Genomic DNA, 25,512 nt, shown 5'->3' with positions numbered 1-25,512 from the left:
TGTTATCGCTCTGTTACCGATGTGTTTACGCGGGTAACAGGCGAGCTTTGACGGTTCTCCCAGAGCACCGTCAGCCCCCGCTGCAGGGCAATAAAAATAAACAGCAGAATACCGATGGCGATCTTCGTCCACCAGGAGCTGAGCGTGCCGTCAAAGTTGATATAGGTTTGTATCAGCCCCTGGATGGCCACGCCGAACAGCGTCCCCAGCACTGTGCCCACCCCGCCGCTGAGCAGCGTGCCGCCAATGACCACAGAAGCAATCGCATCCAGCTCAACGCCCACGCCTGCGAGGGCATAGCCCGCCTGGGTGTATACCGAGAAGACGATACCCGCCAGCGTCGCCAGGCCGGTCGAGAGCATATAGATGCGGATGGTGGTGCTGCGGGTTGAAATGCCCATCAGGTTGGCCGACGTGGCGTTACCGCCAATGGCGTAAACCTGATTGCCAAACCGGGTACGGTGAGCGAGGAAGATGCCAATCACTACCACGCCCAGCATCAGCAGCCCCATCGCGCTCAGGCGGCCGCCGCCGGGGATTTTCCACGCCAGGCTGGAGAGCGTGTCGTAGATGGGGTGGTTAATTGGAATCGACTCTTCCGACACCAGATAGCTCACCCCACGGAGGAAGAACATCCCGGCGAGGGTGATGATAAAAGCAGGGATTTTCAGCGCGTCGATCAGCAGCCCCATAAAAGCACCAAACGCGCAGCCCATCGCCAGCACCAGCGGAAACGCCACCAGCGGAGAGATGCCCCAGAAGCCGATTGCCTTCGCGAGGAACACGCCCGTAAACGCGATCACCGACCCAACGGAGAGATCGATCCCGCCGGAGAGGATCACAAAGGTCATACCGACGGCGATAATGCCTAAAAAGGCGTTATCGGTCAGGATATTGCAGATCACGCGCGTCGAGGCAAAACCGGGGAACTGCGTCAGACAGTAGAGGTACCCCAGCACAAATACGCCCAGCGTGATCATTAACGGTAAATTACGTTTTATCATGGCCACGGATCCCCTTAATGATGCTGACAAAGCGCGGCGACTGGACGATCAGCACGCAGAGCACGACCACCGCCTTCACCACCTGGTTAAGCTCCGGCTGGAATCCCGACAGCAGGATCCCGGTGTTCATGCCCTGAATGATCAGCGCGCCGATCACCGAGAGCAGCAGGTTAAAGCGCCCGCCCATCAGCGACCCGCCGCCGATCACCACCGCGAGGATCGCGTCCAGCTCCAGCCAGAGTCCCGCGTTGTTGGCATCGGCCCCGCGAATATCCGCCGCGACGATGACCCCGGCAATGGCGGCGCAGACGCCGCTCAGCACGTAGGTCAGCATTACCATTAGCCGGGTGTTGACGCCGGCGTTGCGCGCGGCGCGGATGTTGATCCCGACGGCCTCAATGAACATGCCCAGCGCCGTTTTGCGGGTGAAGAGCCAGAAGACAACGAGCGTGACCAGGGCAATAATCACCGGCGTCGGGAAGAACAGAAGGTTGCCGCTACCGAGCCACGCCAGGCTCGGGGAGTTAAAGGTGACAATCTGGCCGGAGGTTATCAGCTGCGCGACGCCGCGCCCGGCAACCATTAAAATCAGCGTGGCGACGAAGGGCTGGATTTTCAGCACCGCAACCAGAATACCGTTCCATAATCCTGCCAGCACGCCGGTGCCCAAGGCTGCCAGCAGGATCACCGGCAGGCTATGTCCGGCCACGGTCATGGAGGCGGCCGTAGCCCCGGCGATAGCCATCACCGCGCCGACGGAGAGGTCAATCCCACCGGTGGCAATCACCAGCGTCATTCCGATGGCCAGAAGCGCCACCGGCGCGGCGCGGTTTAAAATGTCTATCGGGCTGCCAAACAGGCGGCCATCCTGCACGATGATCTGGAAGAAATGCGGCGCGACCAGGCTATCCACCAGCAGAACCACCAGCAGCGCCGCGATTTGCGGCGTGCCGGTCGGCCAGCTGAAGCGGCGCTTTGACTCACCGGTTTGCGAAAGCGAACGGGGCATCACGATTCACTCCTTATGCCGCGATGGCATTCATGATCGCCGGAACGGACAGCTTATCCAGCGGGATCTCTGCCACCTGCTTGCGATCGCGCATGATGATGACGCGATCGGCATAGCCCACCAGCTCTTCCAGCTCGGAGGAAATGACCAGCAGCGCCAGACCGTCCGCGCACAGGGTTTCGATAAGCCGGATAATTTCAGCGTGCGCCCCCACGTCAATGCCGCGGGTCGGTTCGTCCAAGATCAGGAACTGGGGTTTGGTCAGCAGCCAGCGGGAGAGCAGTACTTTCTGCTGGTTACCGCCGGAGAGGAATTCAATGGGCTGTTCCGCGCTCGGGGTGCGGATGCCGAGCTGGCGGATAAAGCGCTCGGCAATGGCGTTTTGCTCGCGCTTAGGGATCGGCCGTAGCCAGCCGCGCTGCGCCTGTAGCGCCAGAATGATATTTTCCCGCACCGAGGCCGCGGCAATAATGCCGTCCGTTTTCCGGTCCTCCGGGCAGAAGCCGACGCCCAGACAGGAGGCCTGATGCGGCGATCGCAGGGTCTGCGGTTTGCCCTTGATCAGCGCGCTGCCGCTGTCGGCAGGCTTGATCCCGAAGATCACCTCGGCGGTCTCGGTCCGGCCGGAGCCCAGCAGGCCCGCCAGCCCGACAATTTCGCCTGGCCGCACCTCAAGGTTAAACGGCGAGATCACCCCTTTTTTGCCGTAATCACTGAACGCGGCGACCGGTTTCTCGCTCAGCAGCGTGCGCCCTGCACGCTGGAGGGCGTTGGTCTCCAGCTCGCGGCCCAGCATCATTTTTACCAGCTCGATTTGCGGCAGCTCGCGGGTTTCGCGGCAGCCGACAAAGCTGCCGTTGCGCAGCACCGTAATGCGATCGCTCACCTCATACACCTGATCGAGGAAGTGGGTGACGAAGATCAGGCTGACGCCCTGATCGCGCAGCTGGCGCATCAGGGTAAAGAGCATCTCCACCTCCTGGGTATCGAGGCTGGCGGTGGGTTCGTCAAGGATCAGCACCTTTGCCGAGAGATCGATCGCGCGACAAATGGCGACGATCTGCTGCATCGCCACGGAAAAGCGGTTCAGCGGCTCGCGGACGTCGAGGGAGAAGCCGTACGATTCCATCAGCGTTGTCGCCCGCGCTTCCATCTCTTTGCGGCGCAGCAGGCCAAAACGGCGTGGTTCGCGGCCAATAAACAGGTTATCCGCCACCGACATATTCGGCAGCAGGTTCACTTCCTGGTACACCGTCCCGATCCCCAACTGCTGGGCATGGGCGGTGTTTTTGGGCGAAATGGCGTTGCCTTCCAGCCAGATGGTGCCGCGGTCGGCGTGATAAACACCGGTCAGGGATTTAATCAGCGTCGATTTTCCCGCCCCGTTCTCGCCCAGCAGCGCCATGATCTCCCCGCGCCGCAGGCTGAAATCAACGCTATCCAGCGCCTTTACGCCGGGGAAGAATTTACTCAAGCCCTCTGTGCGGAGGATTTCCTGGTGTTGTTCAGTGGTCATGGTTTCCCCCTGCATCAAGCCGGATGGCGCTGCGCTTATCCGGCCTACAAAAGAGCGTATCGTAGGCCGGGTAAGCGCAGCGCCACCCGGCAATTTCACTGGATCAGTAGCCCATATTTTTCTTCTTCTCTAACTCTTCTTTCGCCGTATCAGGCAGGTAGAGGGTGGACTTGGTGACCGTCACTTTCTCCGGCATCGTGCCGTCTTTCTTGAATTTCTCCAGCGCGTCGAATGCCGGACCCGCCATGTTTGGCGTCAGCTCCACGCTGGCGTTGGCTTCTCCGTCGATCATCGCTTTGTAGATGTCCGGCACGCCGTCGATAGAGCCGGTGAGGATATCTTTGCCCGGCTTCAGACCCGCTTCTTTAATTGCCTGAATCGCACCGATCACCATGTCATCGTTGTGGGCGTAAACCATGCAGATGTTCTTGCCGTTGTTTTCAGCCTTAATGAAGCTCTCCATAACCTCTTTACCTTTACTACGGGTAAAGTCGCCGGACTGAGAGCGGATAATCTTAATGTTTGGCGCTTTCGCGATGGCTTCAGCAAAGCCTTTTTTACGGTCGATGGCCACGCTCGCGCCGACGGTACCCTGCAGCTCAACGACGTTACACGGCTTGCCGTCGACCTGCTTCACCAGCCAGTCACCAATCAATTGCCCTTCAAGCACGTTGTTGGCGGTGACGGTGGTCATATAGAGGGATTTGTCTTTGACGTCGATGGAACGGTCGAGCAGGAAGACCGGGATCTCAGCGTCTTTCGCTTCCTTCAGGACGGGTTCCCAGCCGGTCGCCACGACGGGTGCAATAAAGATGGCATCCACGCCCTGGGCGATAAAGGAGCGCACGGCTTTGATCTGATTCTCTTGTTTTTGCTGACCATCGGCGATTTTCAGGGTAATGCCGCGTTTCTGAGCCTCGCTTTTCGCCACGTTGGTTTCTGCAGCTCGCCAGCCAGATTCAGAGCCGACTTGCGAAAAACCTACGGTTAAGGGAGCGGCCATCGCCATAGACGACATGGCTGCCGAAACTGCTGTGACCAGGAGTAAGCGCTTCCACATATGAACGTCCTCGTAGGGTGAGTTATTGTTGGTTAAAAGATGTTCTGCGGAATGACTATAGCCCATGAAATATGTAACGAATTGCGTTACATCACACTTCAGAAAAGTGAATAAAACGTTAATCACAAGTTTGTAATCGCTTTCATTTCGCCATGAAAAATGCGGCTGAGTTTATGGATTTTCCTGTCATGGAATCGGTCTGAAAAGTGGAGAAAGCGGGGAGATAAAGCGAAAACAGGCGGAGACATTCAGCGCGAGTTGGCTATAATACCTGCCACTTGTTTACCATCCATTTTAAAGGACACCGACATGAGCTTACTCAACGTCCCAGCGGGTAAAGAACTGCCAGAAGACATCTACGTAGTTATCGAAATCCCGGCTAACGCAGATCCGATCAAATACGAAGTGGACAAAGAGAGCGGCGCCCTGTTCGTAGACCGTTTCATGTCTACCGCGATGTTCTATCCGTGCAACTACGGTTACATCAACCACACCCTGTCTCTGGACGGTGACCCGGTTGACGTGCTGGTCCCAACGCCATACCCACTGGAGCCAGGCTCCGTCATTCGCTGCCGTCCAGTTGGCGTGCTAAAAATGACCGACGAATCCGGTGAAGATGCGAAGCTGGTTGCAGTACCGCACACCAAGCTGAGCAAAGAATACGATCACATCAAAGATGTGAACGACCTGCCAGAGCTGCTGAAAGCGCAGATCACTCACTTCTTCGAGCACTACAAAGACCTCGAAAAAGGCAAGTGGGTTAAAGTTGACGGCTGGGACAACGCAGAAGCAGCGAAAGCGGAAATCATCGCCTCTTTCGAACGCGCTGCTAAGAAGTAATTCTTACTGCTGATTGATGAAAGCCCCGCATGTCGGGGCTTTTTGTTGCCTTTGAAAAAGACATACACTCCTGACCATCAAGATCGTGAGCGTTATACATGCTAAGTTTCTTTCTTCAAAGCATCAAGATGGGCTACATAAAGGCGTTTGACTGTTACGGCAAAGACAGCAAATGGCAGTATCTCTGCATCATGACATTCCAGCTTGCCTGGTTTTTGTTTTACTTATGGATCCCTTATCGAAGCGATTATGCGATTCTGCTGTTTTTACTGTTTTTCCTGCCCGTCATTTCAAGCAATACGCGGTGCATAAACTACTATGGCCGTTCACGCGCCCTGTGTTTGTTATGGCTTATTGCCCCCTATATCATGCTGTTCGTTCCTCTGTTTTTAACCCGGCGCCGGGATACAGAAGAGAGTTGAAGGAGCAAAAAAAAAACAACGCCACCTCACGGTGGCGTTGTCGTTTTTCAGTACTGGTCTCTGTCTAACCAGTTACCGCTTACAATCCGCGTTAACCCTTCGACCGGACGCTGGTAGACATACATCCACGCACTTCCGTACGGCGTCTGGATCAACTGGCGCGCGTATTCACCGCCCCTGGTGCGCAAGGCATCAAGTTCGGCAAGCGTCGCGTTATCAATACGATAGACTTCACCCTGTACTGTTCCTTCGCCCGGAACCGCGCCTGGATAGTGGCCCAGGCTGTACAACTGGTAGTTCTCGATATTGTAATTCCCCAGCAGCAGGGCATTGGTCATCCAGTGACTGTTGCCTTGCCTGGTTCTTAAACTGCCGTAGACAAATATTCGCATTGCTAAAACTCAAACTGATAGAGCAGATCAAGTGCCTGGTCTACGCCGGACACTGCTTCCAGATATAGCTTAGGCATCAGGCGATAGCGTAGCGTGAGTGTTGCCAGTGAGTCAAAGATCCCCACACCATATTTTACCTGCAGACCCGGCAGTACATAGCCGCTGACCACCACCTGCGAGGAGTCACCCACGCCCTGGGTGTCCAGCGCCAGATTGCTTACGCCGAACGTCTCGCCGATTTTACCCACAACCTGCCCACTTTGTGCAACCCCCAGACCCACTAACATCGAGGTCATCGCCGCACTGTCGCTTTGTCCACTGTCCAGACCTTGTCCACGCAGCAGATAAGAGAGGGCTTCCTGCTGCGACATCGCCGGGTCAGAGAAGATCTCCGCCTTCGGTTCGTCGGCGGAACCGGTGACGCGAACCCCAGCAATGACGTCGTTTTCCGTCGCTTCCGGGTTACGAATCGCTTCGATGTTTAACAGGGGCTGATCCGGTGGGCCGGAGAACAGCAGCTCGCCTTTGCGAACAATCAGATCCTGACCATAGGCATGGAAACGCCCTTCAGGAATGTTGATCTGCCCGTTCAGGCCAAGCCCTTGTTTATCCTGCGCCACTTTCAGGTCGCCCGTGAGCCTCGCCTTCAGCCCAAACGCATTCAACCGCACGTTATTCCCCACGTGCACGGTAAGGTTACTATTAATCGGTATGCCAGCGCTCTTCTGTTCGACAGGTTTCAGATTTTCATTGAGCATAACTTCATCACTTGAGACGCCGACCGCACTTTCCGGCACGTCGTGAACCACGATGCGCGCCCACGGCACGTCGACGCGACCGTCAAGCGTGAAGAGGCTTGGCGTGGCTTCAAAGACCACATCAGGCGAGACGTCCAGACGCACCATCGGCGGTACGGTGATGCGCACCTTACTGCCCTTAGCGGCAATACGGGCGCGCCAGTTGTCGAGCTGGCTCCAGTCCGCGTCACCGCTCAGGTTGATTTGCCCTTGCTGCGTTAATACCGTGCCGCTCAGCGTCGAGCTCATGCCGTTGAAGTTCATCGCGATCTGGCTGGGCTGCATGTCAAACGGCATAAAGTTGCCGTCGATATCCACGCCGCTGAGCCGCATCTGACCGAACAGCTGAGGGCTTTGCGCGTTGCCGGCCAGGCGCAGGTTAGCGTTCAGCATGCCTTCGGCTTTTTCCCCACGCGCGAAAATCGGGTTCACCATCGCCAGGTTGAAGTTTCGGATGTTAACGTTGCCGCCCAGATTACGCCGTCCCTGCGGGTCGGTAATCTGGACCTGACCATCCAACTGACCGTTATTGGTCAGGCGGATTGTCCACCCCAGCTGTGCGCGATTGTTATGCAGATCGGCACTCAGGTTCAGGGTGTCGAACGCCACCGGCAGCGGCGCGTCGTTGACCTCCTGCGTCACCTTCACGTTACGCCCGGAGAGCGTCACGCTGCCCTGCGGCAGCCCCTCTTTGGTGGTGTCCCAGGCGACATCGGCTTTCCCGCTGAAGACGCCGCTGGCCTGCGTGGTATCCGGCATAAACGGCTTCAGCATCGCCAGATCGAAGCGGTTGAGGTTGATCTGCGCGCGCCCTTCCGCGCCCGCATCGATGGTCTGCGGCACGCACAGCTCCGCATTCGGGTTGGTCCAGCAGTGCGGCCCAATGCTGATCTTCTGCTCGGCGTTGCGGTAGTCCAGCGCGATGGCGCGCGACAGCGTCAGCGGCCCAACAGGGGTGTTGAAACGGGTATTATCCAGCGTCCCTTTCCAGCGCTCCTCTTTGCGGTCGAAGCTGCCGGTCAGGTGCAGCTGGCCGGAGACCGGCTCACCCTGCATGCGTAGCTGCAGGTCGTGCTGTTTCTCGTTGCCTTTAGCGTCCAGGGTGACCAGGCTAATGTTCACGTCCGGCTGAGAAATACGTTCCACGCGCAGGTTCAGGTTACCGCCGATCTGGTCGGTGGATTTCACATCCCCTTCCACGCGAACGCGGGCAACGCTCAGCTCCTGCCAGCGCAGGTTATTGGCGGTGATATCCGCCAGCAGCTGCGGCGCGTCTACCGTGCCGCGCACCTTCACGAGCCCCTTCGCCGTACCGCCAAGCCCCGGCAGGGCGTTATCCAGATTCGGCGCGTCGATGGTGGCATCCAGATTGAGATCTTTCACCCCCAGCTCGCCTTTGATATCCGCCGTGTTGCGACCCAGGGCCACGTGCAGGCCCGGGATAACCCACTGCAGATAGCTGTTGCCTTTCACCGAGCCTTCAACGTTTACCTTGTTCTGCTTCACGTTCCCGGTGAGCTTGATCTTCGGCACGTCCATCTGCCACGTGCCGCCGTACAGGCTGCCGCGCGTTTTAATCAGGCCATCCAGCTTCGACGGCCAGTCCGGCACCTCTTTGGCGGTGTTAATACCCGTCAGCTTCAGCTCGCCGCGCCAGCTGATCGCCTGCTGCCAGTCGAGCAGCGCGGTCAGCTCGGTTTTACCTTCCAGCGCCGCGACGGTCAGCTTGTCAAGGTTGACCTGCTGTTCGTTGCCCTTCGCATCCAGGGTGATGTTCGCGGGCGGCACGCCCTGCCCCTTCACCGCGGTGCGGAACGAGAGCGTGTAGTCGGTCATCTTGCCGCTCAGCTTCAGCTTCAGGTCATCGGCCTGGAACTGCTTTTCGCCGGTGAACGGCCAGGAAAGCTGCTTGCTGACAACCTCAAGATTGAGCGGCAGCCCGGCTTCCGCCAGCTGGGTTTGCGCACGCAGGGCCATTTCCACCGGGCCGGAGAGATTCACGCCAACATCGAGCTTATCGCGCAGCGCCCCGCCCACCTTGACCTTCACTTTCTCGCCTTTCAGCGGGTCGATGTTCAGGGTGCTATTCAGCGTGATATCCACCGGCCAGCTGTCGCGCAGCAGCGCATTACCCGACGCATTCACCGAGCCCTGGTTGGTGTCGATATCCAGCGCGTCGAGCTTCATGTTGCCGTCAATGCTGCTGACCTTCAGCAGCATGTTATAGACCGTCAGGTCGGTATCACCGGTCAGGCGCAGCTGTTCGCCTTTGAATTCCTCAATGTTAAGGTTCAGCGGCAGATGTACGTCGGTCATTTCCGGCAGCACTGGCTTCGAGAAGAGGTCTTTCAGCGTTTCGCCCAGCGGCTTCTCTTCTGGCTGCGGGTTCTGGATCTTCGGCTCGACGATCTCTTCCTGCGCCACGTCGGCCACTTTCGGCAGCGCGATCAGCAAGCCCTGCAGGGACGTTGGCGTCAGGGTGAGGTTTTTCTCCTGCCAGCGCAGGCCGGAGGTGAAATCCATCACGGACACGGTGGTGTCGTCGATTTTGATGTTGACGTTATCGAGCGCCACCCGATAAAGCGCGATCGGGTATGGCGTGGAGAGATTCAGCGGGCCGCTGTCTTCTTCTTCAACCGGCGCAGACTTCGGCATTTTCTTCGAGTCTATCGCCACGTTGACATCTTTTAGCGACAGATCGTTGACGCAGAGCTTGCTGTCCCGCAAACAGCCCAGCTTCACCGCGAGATGGAACTCCCCGGCGTTGACCGCCACGCCCGGCTGTTCATAGCGGATGTTCTTCAGGCGCAGGTCGCGCCAGCCGCCCGTCACCTGACCAATCTCCAGCCCCGGCACCCAGCGGTTCGCGGCGTTAAACAGCAGATGCAGCCCGGTCGTCGTTCCTACCAGAAACGCCACCGTCCCGAGCAGCAGCACGATAAAGATCAGCACTCCGAGGCTTATTTTCTTCCATAAACTCATAATTCAGGCCCCAGACCGATGTAAAACTGTAATCCGTGTTCATCTTTGTCGCCGACAGGCACGGCAAAATCGAGCTTGATGGGCCCGACGGGTGACTGCCAGCGCACGCCGACGCCCGCGCCGGTTTTAAAGTCGCTGCGGCGGATATCGTTCACCGCTTCACCGCCGTCAACAAACATGGCGCCCCACCACTTTCCGCTGACGTTGTACTGGTACTCCAGCGATCCCGTGGCCAGTTTTGACGCACCGGTCAGCTGGCCCTTTTCGTTCTCAGGTGAGATCGATTTGTACTTATACCCGCGAATGCTGCGGTCGCCCCCGGCGAAGAAGCGCAGGTCCGGCGGAACGCGCTCGAAATCTCCCGTTTCAATCCAGCCGAGATTGCCGCGCATCACAAAGCGATGTTTGTCGTACAGCGTACGGATCCAGACGTTTTGCGCCTGCATGACGGAGAAGTCCACGTCGGAGCCCCAGGCGGAGTTGGAATAATCGATGGAGTAGCGCTGCGAGTCGCCCCAGGTCGGCATCAGGCCCCCACGCGAGCGGGTACGGCTGATCATCACGCCCGGATAAAGCAGCATGGTGGTATTGGTGACGTTGGCCTGGGTAAAGTGGTCCAGGCTCCAGCGCAGGTTAATGGCGCGCTGCCAGCCGCTGGAGAGATCCCAGAAGCGGGAGACCGCAAGCGTCGTAGAGTCCTGCTTTGTGTCGTTTAAATCGGTGCGCTTGAAACCGCCCTGCAGAAGGTAATATTGCTCAAGCGGATTTTTCAGCAGCGGCATTTTGTAGCTGAAGTCCAGCTGCTGCTCGGGCGCAGAGAGGCTCAGGCTGGTGGTCAGGCTGTGACCGTACGAGTTCATCCACGGTTTTTTCCACGAGGTTTTCACGCGTGGTCCCACATCCGTCGAGTAGCCAACACCGGTCTCAATGGTGTTCTCGGTGCGCGGCGAAACAACGCCATGCAGCGGCAACACCTTGGTTTTGCGAGACTTATCAAATTCCGGCGCGACAACCACGGAGTTAAACCAGCCGGTAGCTGAGAGGCGTCGGTTCAGCTCTCCGAGATCGCTCGACTGGTAGTAATCCCCTTTTTTGAACGGCACGAGGTTTTGCAGGTACTCTTCACGAATTTGCGAACCTTCAAACGTCACGTCGCCAAAGCGGTAGCGTTCCCCGCTGTCGTAGTCGATATCCCAGAAGGCCTGACGTCGCGCCAGCGCAATGCCCAGCTGGCTTTTGTTGAACTGGCTGTCAAAGTAGCCCTTACGCAGGGAAACGCTCGTCAGCTCTTTTTTGAAATGGTCGTAGTCACCGTGGTTGAGCACGGTGCCGACTTTTGGCCGCGTGCTGAGCAGGTCCAGGTAGTCCCGATCGGTACGCGCCCCGCCGCGCAGGATGACGTTCGTGCCGCCAATCAGTACCGGCTCACCGGGCGAAACGCGGGCAATGAGGACCTGGCGCCCCTTCTTTGGCGGCGGGCGAAGATCAAAATCAATGGTGGGTTCGTAATACCCCAGCGCTTTCAGCCCCTCGCGGATCGCATCATCGACGCGCGCGCGAAAACGCCGGTCCGGCGTCACCTCATCACTCTGGATGGTCGATAGCTGCGCACGCACGTTTTTTTCCAGCGCCCCGGATAACCCCTCAACCTGCAAACGGACATTCGCCGCGCTGGCAATCCCGCTTGTCAGCAACACACTGACTAAACATAACTGGCGGATTTTTGTCACGTTTTCTCCTGAATATCCCTGTTTCCACCCTGGAAGCAAATGAAGTGCCGCTCCGCGGCAAAATACGGCCTGTTGGCCAAAAACCCGAATCGCGGGTTGAAAATGGGTGTAACACCCAAATATTTCTTATGATTAAATCTAGACTCATTCAGCGCATTTATTGTGTTCAATTAAACGCTTCGTGACAACCTTAACTGAAACATCGCACCCCGGGAGGCCCCATCGTGAGTTTATTCGACAAAAAGCATCTGGTTTCACAAACCGATGCATTACCGGGACGCAACACCCCTATGCCTGTGGCGACCTTACACGCCGTCAATGGCCATTCCATGACCAACGTGCCGGAGGGAATGGAAATCGCCCTGTTCGCCATGGGCTGCTTCTGGGGCGTTGAGCGCCTCTTCTGGCAGTTGCCCGGCGTTTACAGCACGGCGGCTGGCTACACGGGCGGTTACACGCCAAATCCTACCTATCGCGAAGTCTGTTCCGGCGAAACCGGGCATGCGGAAGCGGTACGCGTGGTCTATGACCCTTCGGTAATTAGCTACGAGCAGCTTCTGCAGGTCTTCTGGGAAAACCATGACCCGGCGCAGGGCATGCGACAGGGCAACGACCACGGCACCCAGTACCGTTCGGCTATCTATCCGCTCACGCCTGAGCAGGATGCCGCCGCGCGCGCCAGCCTGGAGCGTTTCCAGCAGGCCATGCGTGAAGCGGGCGATACGCGCGAGGTGACCACGGAAATCGCGACGGCGAAACCGTTCTACTACGCCGAGGACGATCACCAGCAGTACCTGCATAAAAACCCGTACGGCTACTGCGGCATCGGGGGCATCGGCGTCTGCCTGCCGCCACAGCTGGCCTGATTACTCATCCAGCGCCACGCGAGCCGCGTGGCGCGTGGCGTTGCTGACCGACCCGTAATCCATCACTTTGCCCTGTAACAGCAGGTTAAAGACCGCTGCCTGCGGTCGGTTGAGCCGCGTTTGCAGCAGGTGAACGGCCTCAATCCCCAGCTCGCGGCAGGGCACCGTGACGCCGGTGACCGGTTTTTCCAGACGGTGCGCTAAATTCCATGCAAAATCGGTCGTAATCAGCGAAATGTCTTCCGGAATGCGCAGCCCGTGGCGCGTTAGCACCCTCACCACCCCTTCCACCATGCGGGTACTGTTCGGGAAAATCACCTCCGGCCACTGGGAACGATCATGACTCACTAACCACGCATCCAGCGCCTGCTCGGCCTCTTCCGCGGTAAACCACTCCGTCACGAGCAAATCGCGCTGCGGGTCAAAGGCGACGTGAAAATGGCGATACGCCTCTTTGATGCCGTCCAGACGCGCGTACAGCGTATCCCGACGCAGGCAGGTGAGCGTGAGCACGCGGCGATGCCCCTGCTCGAAAAGGTACTGCATGGCGGTGAAGCCAATCGCCCGGTGATCGGGCGACACGGCATCCAGCACCCGATCCCGATCGACGGAATTAATCAACACGCAGGGCTTATTCAGCGTGCTGGCCAGTTTAAATATGGTGGAATCATCAGTGCCAATAATAATTATCGCGTTGATATTCTTATGACTAGCCTTTTCCATAAAGACTTTCACATCGGCATGCTGTTCTTCTAAACCACAGCACGTGACCCACACATTATGCCGCGCGCAGGCTTCCGCAATTCCTTTCGTCACTTCCAGATAAAAAATATCCCCGCGTCCCTGAAAGGTTCTTTCCGGCGCAAAAACAGCGATTCCGTTAATTAGCAGTCTTCCGCTCGCCATGGACTCCAGTACCCCTAATTCTCGCGCGGTGCGAACGATCGCCTCCCTGGCTTTATCGCTGGTATAAGACTTGCCGCTTAATACCCGCGAAACCGTGCTGACGGAATAGCCCGTCAGGGCCGCAATTTCCTCCATTTTTAACTTGCCCGGCATAGTGTGACCTCGCTCTCATTCAGTTTTTGCAAATATTTGCAGAAACAGTCCTTTGATTTTAAAACCAAATTTCAAAACGCCTGGAGATTACTTAATCACCTTGCGAGTATTCTCACAAAAACACATTGTCGCTACCGCTCCCCTTTCCTATTTTCCGGTCATCACTCATTTCAACTGAAATTAAGGTGTGACATGGAGAAGGTACGTTTTGGCATTATTGGAATAGGTAATATCGGTACGGTCCACGCGCGTTATTTACTGGCGGGTACGGTCAGCGACGCCTGCCTTGCCGCAGTTTGTGATAATGCGCCGGAAAAGCATCCGGCCATTCGCCAGCTGGTCGGCACCCTCCCCGTGTTCAGCGACGCGCAGGAGATGCTCCAGAGCGGGCTTATCGACGCGGTGATTGTCGCTACGCCGCATTACGAGCATCCGCGCCTGTCGATGCTGGCGATGCGCAACGGCATCCACACCCTGTGTGAAAAACCGGCGGGCGTGTATACCGCCCAGGTACAGGAGATGAACGCCTGCGCCCAGGCGTGCGATGTGGTGTTCGGCATCATGTACAACCAGCGCCCGAACCCGCTCTATCAGAAGGTGAAAGATCTGATCGACAGCGGCGAGCTGGGTGAGATCCGCCGCTCCAACTGGATCATCACCAACTGGTATCGCTCGCAGAGCTATTACAACTCCGGCGGCTGGCGCGCCACCTGGAAAGGGGAAGGCGGCGGCGTGCTGCTCAACCAGGACCCGCACCAGCTCGATCTCTGGCAGTGGCTGGTCGGCATGCCGGTCCGCCTGCGCGCGTTCTGCCAGTTCGGTAAGCATCGTCAAATCGAAGTGGAAGACGAGGTCACCGCCTACGCCGAGTATGCCAACGGCGCGACGGGCGTGTTTATCACCACCGTGGCGGAAACGCCGGGCACCAACCGGCTGGAAATCGTCGGCGATCGCGGCAAGGTGGTCGTCGAAGAGGGCAAGCTGCGCTACTGGCGGCTGCGGGAATCTGAAACCGCCTTCAACGCCCGCTGGCAAAACGGTTTTGGAGAGCCTGAATGCTGGGAGGTCACGCTTCCCGTCGCCCCGGAATGCAGCGAACACCACGTCATTACCGCCAACTTCTGTGCCGCCATCCTGCGCGGCGAACCGCTCATTGCGCCGGGTCTGGAAGGGATCCGCGGGTTGACGCTCTCCAATGCCATGCACCTCTCCACCTGGACCGACGACTGGGTCGAACTCCCGCTCAACGAAAAACAGTATCTGCGCCTGCTTCAGCAGCTCATCAGCACCTCAGTGGCTAAAGAGACAGCCAGCGTCACGCTGGATGCCTCCGGCACCTGGTAACTCCGGAGAAGAAACGATGTTAAATGTCGCTATCGTGGGAACAGGGAATATCTCGCACAACCATATTCAGGGCTATTTGCAGTTTGGTCAGCGCTGCCGGATCGTCGCGCTGGTGGATATCTACCCGGAAAAAGCCCACGAGAAAAAAACGCGCTACGGCCTGACGGACGCCCGGGTGTATGACAGCCACCAGCAGATGCTGGCGTCAGAGCCGGATATCGATATCGTCGACGTCTGCACGCCGCCCTACGTCCACGCAGAGATCGGCATTGATGCCCTGAACGCGGGCTGCCACGTGCTGTGCGAAAAACCGATGGCCGCCTCGCTGGAGGAGTGCGACGCGATGATCGCCGCACAAAAGGCCAGCGGCAAAACGCTCTCCATCATTGCCCAAAACCGCTTTACCGATGCCTTCTGGCGCTTAAAAGCAGCGCTGGATTCGGAGCTTGCGGGCAAGGTTTGCCACGCGCAGGTGGACTCCTTCTGGTGGCGCGGACACTGCTACTACGACCTGTGGTGGCGCGGCACCTGGGAAAAAGAGGGCGGCGGCTGCACCCTTAACCACGCGGTTCACCACATCGACGCCATTCAGTGGATGCTCGGCTTCCCGTCCGAGGTGGTGGCGATGATGACCAACGTGGCGCACGACAACGCTGAAGTCGAAGACCTCAGCGCCGCGATCTTCAAATACCCCAGCGGCGCGCTCACCCAGCTTACCGCCTCGGTCGTGCACCACGGGGAAGACCAGAAAATCATTATTCAGGGTGACAAGGCACGTATCTCTGCGCCGTGGCAGGCCTTTGCCAGCGTCAGCGCCGATAACGGCTTCCCGCAGGAAACCCACGACCAGCAGCGAGAAGCGCAGCTCAACGCCGTTTTTCAGGAGACGCCGAAGCTCGAGTGGACGCTGCACACCGGGCAGATTAATGACCTGCTTTCCGCCATTGAGCACGGCACGGCGCCGTTAGTGGATGGCCTGCAGGGCAAACGCTCGCTGGAGCTGATTACCGCGATCTACAAATCCGCCATTACCCGCACCGTGGTCTCGCTGCCGATTCAGCGCGATGACCCGTTTTACCGTACCGGCGGGACGAATGCCCTCGCCCCCCGTTTTTATGAAAAATCCGCAAGCGTCGCCAACTTCAGCGAAGTGGGTGCGATCCCCCTTGGCAAAGATCTGGATTAAGGAGTGACACCATGAACAAAAATGACGGAATGAACTACGCCCCGGTGGGTAAACCCCAGCCGGTTGTCCGCGAGGGGGAATTTGTTTTTGCCGCTGCCGCGCTCGACCACGGCCATATCTACGGGATGAGTAACGGGCTGATTGAAGCCGGAGCCACCCTGAAATGGGTGTACGATCCCGATCCGGCCAAAGTGGATAAATTCATCCAGCAATACCCGCAGGCAAAAGTGGCGGAGTCGCTGGAGGTGATACTCAACGACGACGAGGTGCGTCTGGTGGCCGGTGCGGCCATCCCCTCCGAGCGCTGTGCGCTGGGGCTGAAAGCCATGGCCGCAGGCAAGGACTACTTCACGGATAAAGCGCCGCTCACCACTCTTGAACAGCTGGCGGATGCCAAAGCGATGGTTGAGAAAACCGGGCGGAAATATGCCGTGTACTACAGCGAACGCCTGCACGTCGAGAGCGCGGTGTTTGCCGGACAGCTGGTGCAGCAGGGGGCCATTGGCCGCGTGGTGCAAACCCTGGGAACCGGCCCGCACCGGGAAGGGGCCGGCCGCCCGGACTGGTTCTACGATCGTCGCTATTTTGGCGGCATTCTGTGCGACATCGGCAGCCACCAGATTGAGCAATTTCTGTTTTACACGGGCAACAGTGAGGCATGCGTGGTCGCCAGCCAGGCACGCAATTTCAACCATCCGCAGCATCCGGCATTTGAAGATTTCGGCGACGCGACGATCAGAGGCGAAAACGGCGCCAGCGGCTATTTCCGCTGCGACTGGTTCACCCCGGACGGGCTCTCAACCTGGGGCGACGGCCGTCTGACGCTGCTCGGCACCGACGGGTATATCGAGATCCGCAAATATGTCGATCTCACCCGCGGCGAGCAGGACGTGGTTTATCTCGTCAATAAAGAGGGGGAATTCCGCTATCCGGTCGCCGGACAGGTCGGGTTCCCGTTCTTTGGCGAACTGATCCTCGACTGTCTGCATCGTACCGAAAACGCCATGACGCAGGCGCACGCCTTCAAAGCGGCGGAGCTCTGCGTGAAGGCCCAGATGCAGGCCAACGCGACGGAATAACGGGAGGCGACAATGACGATCCTGAACACGGCGGTTATCGGTGCCGGGGCGATTCACGGCTGCCATGTGAATGCGTTGCGCCTGCTCCCCAACGTCGCGCTACGCGCGCTGGTGGACATCGACAGCGTCAAAGGGCTGGAGCTGGCAATGCGCTATCAGTGCCGCTTCTATCAGGATTACCGGGAAATGCTGCTGGATGATGCCATCGACGTGGTCCACATCTGCACGCCGCATTTCGAGCATAAGAACATGATCCTGGCGGCGCTCGCCGCCGGGAAGCATGTTTTCTGCGAAAAACCGGTGGGCATGAACAGCAGCGAACTCGTGGATATCACCCGCGCCGCCGAACAGGCGTCGGGTCTGCTCGGCGTGTGCTACCAGAACCGCCTCAACCCCACCAGCCTGCGCATTCGCCAGATGCTGGAGGACGGCGAGCTGGGAAAAATGCTCAGCATTAAGGCCGTGCTGACCTGGTCACGCTCGGGCGCGTACTACACCGAAAGCCCGTGGCGCGGGCGGCTGGCAACGGAAGGGGGCAGCCTGCTGATCAACCAGGCCATTCATACCCTCGACCTGATGCAGTGGTTCGCAGGCGGCGTAACGCGCGTGAAAGGCGTGGTGGACAGCGGCGAGCTGGCGGACGTGACCGAAGGGGAAGACAGCGCGATGGCCACGCTGCACTTTGCCAACGGCGCCCGCGGCCTGTTTTACGCCAGCAACTGCAATACCACCGATTCCCCGCTTCTGATGGAGATCCACTGTGAACAGGGCTCGCTGCTGCTGCATAACAACGTGCTCTGGTGCATCGCCCGCGGCGAGCGGCTCAGGCTGGCCAGCGATAACTCCCCTGACGGCCAGATCAAAAGCTACTGGGGACTGGGGCACGAGCAGGCGATCCGCCGGTTTTATCACGCTATCACCCACCCGGGAAACATGGATTACACCGACATCCGTGAAGCCGGACATTCACTCAAGCTTGTGGAGGCTATTTACCGCTCATCTCAGTTAAAACAATGGATAGATATCAATAACTAGAACGTAATTTGTATTCCAGCACTTAATAAAAAACGACCCGAGAAAACGGGTTAATCATTACCCTACACTGGATATTATTATGGTCAAACCAACTGAACGTAGAGTGGGTTATGGCGTGGCGCTCGGCTACGGCGTAACCGATCTTTTTGGCGGGGGTGCGTTTACCATTATCGGCACCTGGCTGTTATTTTTTTACACCACCTATTGCGGACTCTCAGTCATTGAAGCGGGATCTATATTCGCCATTGCCCGCGTGATTGATGCACTATTAAGCCCGATTATGGGCTATATCACCGATAACTTCGGGGATACCTGGCTCGGGCGTAAATTTGGTCGTCGCCGCTTCTTTTTATTACTCAGTTCACCGCTCATGTTTTTGTATGCCCTGCTGTGGATGACGGACATGGGTTACTGGTATTACCTGGGCACTTACCTCTCTATTGAGCTGCTGTCGGCGATGGTGCTGGTACCCTGGGAGACCCTGGCGGCTGAGATGACGAACCGGTATGAAGAGCGTAGCCGCCTCTCAGGCGTGCGGATGATCTGCTCCCAGCTGGGCGGTTTTCTTGCGGTTTCGGTTCCCGGCGTGATTATGCAGTTTACGGGTAAAGATAATCCTTTTACCTATACCCTCACCGGGCTGATATTTTCCTGCGTGTTCTGCCTTGCGGTATTTATTACCTGGTACACCACCTGGGAAGCAAAGGATGTGCATCAAGAGTCAGATTTTAAAGTGGACAACCAGCGCAGCAGCGGGATACTCAATCACCTGAAATATCTGGTGCTGGATCTCTTTTCCTCCTTCCGTATTCGCGCGTTTCGCCTGCATATCATTATTTACATCTTTTCGTTCACGGCGATGGACGTGTTCGGTTCGGTCTTTACCTATTACGTCGTGTATTGCCTGAGCCAGGATGCCTCGGCGGTTTCCGGCTGGCTGAGCATTGCGGCCTTCGCCTCGGTACCCGGCACCTATGGATTTATGCTGTTGCTGAACCGGCTGAACGTCACGCCGTCTGCCGCCCTGCGGCTCGCTTACGGCTGTATCTTCCTGGTGCTGGCCTTCCTGTTTACGGTCTACCTCACTAAAACGCAGGTACCGACGCTGCTGTTCTCCGCGGTCTTTATTCTGCTCGGTGCCGCCCGCTCTGGCCTCTACTATATTCCGTGGAATATCTACAGCTTCATTCCGGATATTGACGAGATGGTGACCCAGCAGCGCCGCGAAGGGATTTTTGCCGGCGTGATGGTCCTGACCCGCAAGAGCACGGTGGCGATTGCCATCATGATCATTGGCCTGGTGCTGCAGGAGTCCGGCTTTGTGAAGGGCAGCGGCGCGCAGCCTGAAAGCGCGCTGGGGGCAATTATCGGCCTGATGATCTTCGCAACGGCAGCCCTGCTGGCGGTCAGCTTCTTCACCACCTACAGGTTCAAGCTCACCCGTGAGACGCACAAGCTGCTTCTGAAGGAGATTGCGCGCCGTAAGCTGGGTGGCGATTACCGCGACTGCGACGCCGGGACCCGCGTGGTGATTAAGCAGCTCACGGGCTATGAATACGATCAGGTATGGGGAGGCGATGCCACCCGTCGGGCGGTGGGCGATGTCCGCCTGTCTACCGTGAAATAACGCGATGTACCGGACAGCGCCCGCTGTCCGGTCTGTTTTATGCCAAAAATGTGACCTCTGGCAGATTTACATCTCTTTACGCTATACTACCCGCTGAAATAATCGGCTCAACGCTACGAGCTGACGTTCAATGTGTTTTCACACAAATGGTATCAATTCCCCTTCTGAGGATCTGGCGAGAAGCCGGATAAACTATGTTAAACAGTATTTTAGTAATACTTTGTCTGATTGCCGTCAGTGCATTTTTCTCGATATCTGAGATCTCGCTGGCCGCGTCCCGTAAAATCAAACTGAAGCTGCTTGCCGATGAAGGCAACATCAATGCCACCCGCATTCTGAAAATGCAGGAAAACCCCGGCATGTTCTTCACCGTGGTGCAGATCGGCCTCAACGCGGTCGCCATTCTCGGCGGTATCGTGGGCGATGCGGCGTTTTCCCCGGCGTTTTATAGCCTCTTTGTTAAGTACATGTCCGTTGAGCTGGCCGAACAGCTGAGCTTTATCCTCTCCTTCTCGCTGGTCACCGGCCTGTTTATCCTCTTTGCCGACCTGACCCCGAAACGCATCGGTATGATTGCGCCAGAAGCTGTGGCTTTGCGTATCATCAACCCGATGCGCTTCTGTCTGTACGTGTTTCGTCCGCTGGTGTGGTTCTTCAACGGCCTGGCGAACGTGATTTTCCGCATCTTTAAGCTGCCGATGGTGCGTAAAGACGACATCACCTCTGACGACATTTATGCGGTCGTGGAAGCCGGCGCGCTGGCCGGTGTGCTGCGCAAGCAGGAGCACGAGCTGATTGAGAACGTATTTGAACTGGAATCCCGTACCGTGCCGTCTTCCATGACGGGCCGTGAAAGCATTATCTGGTTCGATTTACATGAAGATGAGCAGAGCCTGAAGAACAAAGTGGCGCAGCATCCGCACTCCAAGTTCTTGGTCTGTAATGAAGATATCGACCACATCATCGGTTACGTCGACTCCAAAGACCTGCTGAACCGCGTGCTGGCGAACCAGAGCCTGGCGCTCAACAGCGGCGTGCAGATCCGCAATACCCTGATTGTGCCGGACACCCTGACGCTCTCAGAAGCGCTGGAAAGTTTCAAAACCGCCGGGGAAGACTTCGCGGTTATCATGAACGAATACGCGCTGGTGGTGGGTATTATCACCCTGAACGACGTGATGACCACGCTGATGGGCGACCTGGTTGGCCAGGGGCTGGAAGAGCAGATTGTTCAGCGTGACGATAATTCATGGCTGATTGATGGCGGCACGCCGATTGAAGACGTGATGCGCGTGCTGGATATCGACGAGTTCCCGCAGTCCGGCAACTACGAGACCATCGGCGGCTTTATGATGTTTATGCTGCGTAAGATCCCGAAACGTACCGACTCGGTGAAGTTCTCCGGCTACAAGTTTGAGGTGGTGGATATTGATAACTACCGCATCGACCAGCTGCTGGTGACGCGCATCGACAACAAACCGACCGTACTGGTGCCGAAGCTGCCGGACGCGGAAGAGAAGGTGTCGGCGTAACGTTCTGGCCCTCACAAACATCAACGGCTCCCATCGGGAGCCGTCTTTTTAACTACTGCATAGCACGTTGGTTAAGCCATCTCAGTCTGCAGACGCATAACCTGACGGTTGACTTCGGACATCACAGACAGGTGCTGTTTGTCCTTCACTTTTGGGACAAGGATCTTGCCCTTATCAAACTCAAAAGCGCCAACATCCTTGATATACAACCGTCCACGGAACAGGATCTTCACGTACTTCGCCACCTGAAGCGGGTTGTAGCGTTGGAAAATTTTCATTCTTGTATCTCCTGCGAATCATACGCTCTTGCGGTGCCACAATCGGCCCGACTGTCCTGAGCGCAAATTTTAATGCCCAATGACTATAGACCAGAACTACGGTGTTACCCAGTGTGCATAAGTTTATTTACCGTTTGATTACAATTATTCAGAATAATCTTTGCAAAGCGTGACTGAGAGCAGTATAAGCCGTCGTTTTTTCATGGATATGTGCGTTCACCCGCAAACTGGCATCGGGATTGCGGGAAAACCACATTGATCGCACTTATCATTAAAAGCGCAAGACCAAGTGGTCGGATCACCTGCAAACAATAAGGAAACGCCATGACCCTACGTAATATCCTTGCAGCAGCCTGCCTGCTGCTGCCCCTGTGGGCTTCCGCTCACAGCATTGAAAAAGGACAACGTGTACCGCCAGTCGGCATTGCTGACCGGGGAGAATTGATTCTCGACAATGATAAGTTTAGCTACAAAGCCTGGAATAGCGCGCAGCTCGCGGGCAAAGTGAGAGTTGTACAACATATTGCCGGTCGTACATCCGCAAAAGAGAAAAATGCCAACCTGGTGGAAGCGATCAAGGCCGCAAAATTCCCTCACGACCGCTACCAGACCACCACGATCGTGAATACCGATGACGCCATTCCGGGCTCCGGGATGTTTGTGCGCTCAAGCCTTGAGAGCAATAAAAAGCTCTACCCGTGGTCGCAGTTTATCGTCGACAGCAACGGCGTCACCCGTAAGGCCTGGCAACTGGAAGAAGAGAGCTCCGCCATTATCGTGCTGGATAAAGAAGGTCGCGTTCAGTGGGTGAAAGACGGGGCATTAACCCAGGAAGAGGTGCAGCAGGTTGTTGACCTGCTGCATAAGCTGCTGGCTCAATAAATCGAGACGCGGAAGCCGGGGTTGAGGAAGGATTCGCGCGGGGTATAGTCCAGCGGCTTGCCCTGCCAGTCATGAACGTGTGCCCCGGCTGCCGCTGCAACGGCATGCCCGGCGGCGGTATCCCAGACGTTGGTTGGCCCGAAGCGGGGGTAGAGCTGCGCATGGCCTTCCGCTACCAGACAGAATTTCAGCGATGAGCCAATCGAGGTGGTCTGGTGTTCACCCAGCTGTTGCAGATACTCCTGCAGCTCGCTGTCGCTGTGCGAGCGGCTAATCACCACCAGCGGTGGACGCGCATCGCGCACCTGGATCTGCTTGCGCACGCCGCACTCTTCCTTCCACGCCTTCCCTTCTGCGGCGCTGTACATCACTTTCATGACCGGCGCATAGACCACGCCCAGCACCGCTTTTCCCTTTTCAATCAGGGCGATATTGACGGTGAATTCACCGTTGCGCTTGATGAACTCTTTTGTCCCGTCCAGCGGATCGACCAGCCAGTAGCGCTGCCAGTGCTGACGCTCCTCCCAGCTTTGCGGCGCTTCTTCTGACAGGACGGGGATGTCCGGCGTTAAGGCCTGTAACCCTTTCAGGATCACCTTATGCGCCGCAATATCTGCCGCCGTGACCGGAGAGTCGTCGGCTTTGCTGACCACCTCCATAGGTTTACTACCGTCATACACCTGCATGATGGCATCTCCCGCATCCCGTGCGAGCTGACAAATTTTATCTAGCATTTTCCACCTCTTTGTTAACGCAGTGAGGTTAACTCTTTGTTTTAGTTATATCGTAATGTGAACAATTCCGCTATCTGTGAAGCAATTCCGGTTTCAGGTTACATTTTTCTGTCAGGATTCACATTTCTGTAAGCAACAAGCTATAGATACATACTCTTTTGTGGTCTGCATCGAAAAAAGGACTCCTCTGATGATTAAGTTTAGTGCAACGCTTCTGGCGACGCTGATAGCAGCGAGCGTTCAGGCGGCGACGGTAGATCTGCGTATTCTGGAAACGACCGATCTGCACAGCAACATGATGGACTTCGATTACTACAAAGATACCCCGACGGAAAAATTCGGACTGGTACGTACGGCAAGTTTGATCAATGCCGCACGTGGCGAAGTGAAAAACAGCGTGCTGGTCGATAATGGCGATCTCATTCAGGGCAGTCCGCTCGGGGATTACATGGCGACCAAGGGGCTGAAAAAAGGCGAGATCCATCCTGTTTATAAAGCGATGAACACTCTGGACTATACCGTCGGTAACCTTGGCAACCATGAATTCAACTACGGTCTGACATACCTGCACGATGCCCTTGCAGGTGCAAAATTCCCGTACGTTAACGCCAATATCATCGACGTTAAGACCCAAAAGCCGCTCTTTACCCCTTACCTGATTAAAGAGACAAGCGTCGTCGACAAGGACGGTAAAAAACAGACGCTAAAAATCGGCTATATCGGTTTTGTCCCGCCGCAGATCATGACGTGGGATAAAGCCAACCTCGACGGTAAAGTGACCGTGAACGACATCACCGAAACCGCGCGCAAATACGTGCCGGAAATGCGTAAAAAAGGCGCCGATCTGGTGGTCGTTGTCGCCCATTCGGGTCTCTCCGCCGATCCGTACCAGGCCATGGCAGAAAACTCCGTTTACTACCTCAGTGAGGTCCCGGGTGTCGACGCGATCCTCTTCGGCCATGCCCACGCGGTCTTCCCGGGCAAAGATTTTGCCAGCATCAAAGGGGCGGACATTGAGAAAGGCACGCTCAACGGCGTGCCGTCGGTGATGCCGGGCATGTGGGGCGACCATCTGGGCGTGGTGGACCTGGTGCTGAACAACGACAGCGGCAGCTGGAAGGTGACGCAGTCGAAAGCTGAAGCGCGCCCGATTTACGACGCTGCGGCTAAAAAATCTCTGGCGGCTGAAGATAAAAAACTGGTCGACGTGCTGAAGCACGATCACGACGCCACGCGCGAATTCGTCAGCAAGCCGATCGGCAAATCCGCCGACAACATGTACAGCTTCCTGGCGCTGGTGCAGGATGACCCGACCGTTCAGGTCGTCAATATGGCGCAGAAAGCCTATGCCGAGCACTTTGTGCAGGGCGATCCGGATCTGGCAAAACTGCCTCTCCTGTCGGCCGCAGCGCCATTCAAAGTGGGCGGACGTAAGAATGACCCGGCAAGCTATGTGGAGGTCGAAAAGGGCCAGTTGACCTTCCGTAACGCCGCCGATCTCTACCTCTATCCGAATACTTTGGTGGTGGTTAAAGCCACCGGGAAAGAGGTGAAAGAGTGGCTGGAGTGCTCTGCCGGACAGTTTAACCAGATTGATCCGCACAGCAGCAAGCCGCAGTCGCTGATTAACTGGGACGGCTTCCGTACCTACAACTTCGACGTGATCGACGGCGTGAACTACCAGATTGACGTCACCCAGCCGGCGAAATATGACGGCGAGTGTCAGGCGATCAACCCGCAGGCGGAGCGCATCAAAAACCTGACCTTCAACGGCAAGGCGATCGACCCGAATGCCACTTTCCTGGTGGTGACCAATAACTACCGTGCCTACGGCGGTAAGTTTGCCGGTACGGGCGATAGCCACATCGCCTTTGCTTCTCCAGATGAGAACCGCTCGGTGCTGGCGGCGTGGATCAGCGCGGAGTCGAAAAAAGCGGGAGAAATTCATCCGGCAGTGGATAACAACTGGCGTCTCGCGCCGATCCACAGCGATACGCCGCTGGATATCCGTTTTGAAACGTCACCGTCCGATAAGGCAGCCGCGTTTATTAAGCAGAAGGCGCAGTACCCGATGAAACAGGTCGCGACGGATGATATCGGGTTCGCGATTTATCAGGTGGACTTGAGCAAGTAAAAGC

The 25,512-nt window shown here is 57.0% G+C and carries 21 protein-coding genes; 11 read left to right on the top strand and 10 right to left on the bottom strand.

The annotated features are described in order from the left end of the window. Nucleotides 1-2: 2 nt before the first annotated feature. From yjfF to ytfQ, 4 genes are all read right to left on the bottom strand, one after another. Nucleotides 3-1,004: a galactofuranose ABC transporter, permease protein YjfF gene (gene yjfF / locus AC0TN7_RS06860; RefSeq protein WP_023334296.1), complete on the bottom strand. Its 1,002-nt coding sequence runs from the start codon at nucleotides 1,002-1,004 to the stop codon at nucleotides 3-5. Beyond that, nucleotides 991-2,016: a galactofuranose ABC transporter, ATP-binding protein YtfT gene (gene ytfT / locus AC0TN7_RS06855; protein ID WP_024907286.1), complete on the bottom strand. Its 1,026-nt coding sequence runs from the start codon at nucleotides 2,014-2,016 to the stop codon at nucleotides 991-993. Before ytfT ends, yjfF begins: the two co-directional genes overlap by 14 nt. Before the next feature lie 10 nt (nucleotides 2,017-2,026). After that, nucleotides 2,027-3,529: a galactofuranose ABC transporter, ATP-binding protein YtfR gene (ytfR, locus tag AC0TN7_RS06850; RefSeq protein ID WP_024907287.1), complete on the bottom strand. Its 1,503-nt coding sequence runs from the start codon at nucleotides 3,527-3,529 to the stop codon at nucleotides 2,027-2,029. A 103-nt stretch (nucleotides 3,530-3,632) separates the two neighbouring features. Continuing rightward, nucleotides 3,633-4,589 carry a galactofuranose ABC transporter substrate-binding protein YtfQ gene (gene ytfQ / locus AC0TN7_RS06845; protein WP_014882271.1) on the bottom strand — a complete coding sequence of 319 codons (957 nt, stop codon included), beginning with the start codon at nucleotides 4,587-4,589 and terminating at the stop codon, nucleotides 3,633-3,635. A gap of 309 nt (nucleotides 4,590-4,898) precedes the next feature. Here ytfQ and ppa point away from each other — a divergent pair, with 309 nt between their 5' ends. Continuing rightward, complete coding sequence (ppa, locus tag AC0TN7_RS06840; protein WP_010427397.1) at nucleotides 4,899-5,429, top strand: inorganic diphosphatase; 531 nt, start codon at nucleotides 4,899-4,901, stop codon at nucleotides 5,427-5,429. 98 nt (nucleotides 5,430-5,527) lie between these two features. Beyond that, nucleotides 5,528-5,851 carry a hypothetical protein gene (locus tag AC0TN7_RS06835; RefSeq protein ID WP_023334291.1) on the top strand — a complete coding sequence of 108 codons (324 nt, stop codon included), beginning with the start codon at nucleotides 5,528-5,530 and terminating at the stop codon, nucleotides 5,849-5,851. Between the two features lie 47 nt (nucleotides 5,852-5,898). Here the strand turns inward: AC0TN7_RS06835 and AC0TN7_RS06830 are convergent, their stop codons facing one another. Genes AC0TN7_RS06830 through tamA form a run of 3 tightly spaced genes read right to left on the bottom strand, consistent with a single transcriptional unit; the run spans nucleotide 5,899 to nucleotide 11,752 of the window. Continuing rightward, on the bottom strand, nucleotides 5,899-6,243 hold the full coding sequence (locus tag AC0TN7_RS06830) for a gamma-glutamylcyclotransferase family protein (RefSeq protein WP_024907288.1): 345 nt from the start codon (nucleotides 6,241-6,243) through the stop codon (nucleotides 5,899-5,901). Between the two features lie 2 nt (nucleotides 6,244-6,245). Next, nucleotides 6,246-10,022 carry an autotransporter assembly complex protein TamB gene (gene tamB, locus AC0TN7_RS06825; RefSeq protein ID WP_473701955.1) on the bottom strand — a complete coding sequence of 1,259 codons (3,777 nt, stop codon included), beginning with the start codon at nucleotides 10,020-10,022 and terminating at the stop codon, nucleotides 6,246-6,248. Next, nucleotides 10,019-11,752 carry an autotransporter assembly complex protein TamA gene (tamA, locus tag AC0TN7_RS06820; protein ID WP_024907290.1) on the bottom strand — a complete coding sequence of 578 codons (1,734 nt, stop codon included), beginning with the start codon at nucleotides 11,750-11,752 and terminating at the stop codon, nucleotides 10,019-10,021. Before tamA ends, tamB begins: the two co-directional genes overlap by 4 nt. 224 nt (nucleotides 11,753-11,976) lie before the next feature. Between tamA and msrA the strand changes: the two genes are divergently transcribed. After that, complete coding sequence (gene msrA, locus AC0TN7_RS06815; protein ID WP_473701954.1) at nucleotides 11,977-12,618, top strand: peptide-methionine (S)-S-oxide reductase MsrA; 642 nt, start codon at nucleotides 11,977-11,979, stop codon at nucleotides 12,616-12,618. Here msrA and AC0TN7_RS06810 read toward each other — a convergent pair whose 3' ends face one another. Continuing rightward, nucleotides 12,619-13,677, bottom strand: a complete 1,059-nt coding sequence (locus AC0TN7_RS06810) for a LacI family DNA-binding transcriptional regulator (RefSeq protein WP_024907292.1) — start codon at nucleotides 13,675-13,677, stop codon at nucleotides 12,619-12,621. It lies immediately after the preceding gene. A gap of 192 nt (nucleotides 13,678-13,869) precedes the next feature. On the opposite strand from AC0TN7_RS06810, the gene AC0TN7_RS06805 reads away from it, so the two are divergent. The 6 genes from AC0TN7_RS06805 to paeA all read left to right on the top strand — a co-directional run bounded on the left by AC0TN7_RS06805 (nucleotide 13,870) and on the right by paeA (nucleotide 21,480). Further along, nucleotides 13,870-15,021, top strand: a complete 1,152-nt coding sequence (locus AC0TN7_RS06805; RefSeq protein WP_473701953.1) for a Gfo/Idh/MocA family protein — start codon at nucleotides 13,870-13,872, stop codon at nucleotides 15,019-15,021. A 16-nt stretch (nucleotides 15,022-15,037) separates the two neighbouring features. Continuing rightward, on the top strand, nucleotides 15,038-16,207 hold the full coding sequence (locus tag AC0TN7_RS06800; RefSeq protein ID WP_048989440.1) for a Gfo/Idh/MocA family protein: 1,170 nt from the start codon (nucleotides 15,038-15,040) through the stop codon (nucleotides 16,205-16,207). An 11-nt stretch (nucleotides 16,208-16,218) separates the two neighbouring features. Further along, nucleotides 16,219-17,286 (top strand): Gfo/Idh/MocA family protein, encoded by a 1,068-nt coding sequence (locus AC0TN7_RS06795; protein WP_048989441.1) that lies wholly within the window; start codon nucleotides 16,219-16,221, stop codon nucleotides 17,284-17,286. Nucleotides 17,287-17,298: 12 nt separating this feature from the next. Beyond that, nucleotides 17,299-18,321, top strand: coding sequence for a Gfo/Idh/MocA family protein (locus tag AC0TN7_RS06790; protein WP_248165839.1), 1,023 nt, complete (start codon nucleotides 17,299-17,301; stop codon nucleotides 18,319-18,321). A gap of 79 nt (nucleotides 18,322-18,400) precedes the next feature. Further along, a complete protein-coding gene (locus AC0TN7_RS06785) occupies nucleotides 18,401-19,948 on the top strand; it encodes an MFS transporter (RefSeq protein ID WP_473701952.1) in 1,548 nt (515 codons plus the stop codon). Between the two features lie 194 nt (nucleotides 19,949-20,142). Further along, nucleotides 20,143-21,480: a polyamine export protein PaeA gene (gene paeA / locus AC0TN7_RS06780; RefSeq protein WP_023310162.1), complete on the top strand. Its 1,338-nt coding sequence runs from the start codon at nucleotides 20,143-20,145 to the stop codon at nucleotides 21,478-21,480. A gap of 71 nt (nucleotides 21,481-21,551) precedes the next feature. On the opposite strand, the gene AC0TN7_RS06775 is transcribed toward paeA, so the two are convergent. Beyond that, on the bottom strand, nucleotides 21,552-21,758 hold the full coding sequence (locus AC0TN7_RS06775; protein WP_008501430.1) for a DUF1107 domain-containing protein: 207 nt from the start codon (nucleotides 21,756-21,758) through the stop codon (nucleotides 21,552-21,554). A gap of 324 nt (nucleotides 21,759-22,082) precedes the next feature. Here AC0TN7_RS06775 and AC0TN7_RS06770 point away from each other — a divergent pair, with 324 nt between their 5' ends. Further along, entirely contained in the window at nucleotides 22,083-22,640 is a 558-nt protein-coding gene (locus AC0TN7_RS06770; RefSeq protein ID WP_032651402.1) for a YtfJ family protein, read from the top strand. Here the strand turns inward: AC0TN7_RS06770 and cysQ are convergent. Continuing rightward, entirely contained in the window at nucleotides 22,634-23,374 is a 741-nt protein-coding gene (cysQ, locus tag AC0TN7_RS06765) for a 3'(2'),5'-bisphosphate nucleotidase CysQ (protein ID WP_024907298.1), read from the bottom strand. The genes AC0TN7_RS06770 and cysQ overlap by 7 nt on opposite strands. Nucleotides 23,375-23,564: 190 nt before the next feature. On the opposite strand from cysQ, the gene AC0TN7_RS06760 reads away from it, so the two are divergent. Beyond that, complete coding sequence (locus tag AC0TN7_RS06760; protein ID WP_473701951.1) at nucleotides 23,565-25,508, top strand: bifunctional 2',3'-cyclic-nucleotide 2'-phosphodiesterase/3'-nucleotidase; 1,944 nt, start codon at nucleotides 23,565-23,567, stop codon at nucleotides 25,506-25,508. The last annotated feature ends 4 nt before the right edge of the window (nucleotides 25,509-25,512 follow it).

It is taken from the genome of Enterobacter sp. PL_is511 (assembly GCF_055816065.1).
The sequence above is the reverse complement of the archived record's forward strand: the minus strand, read 5'-3'. Positions and strand labels throughout refer to the sequence as shown.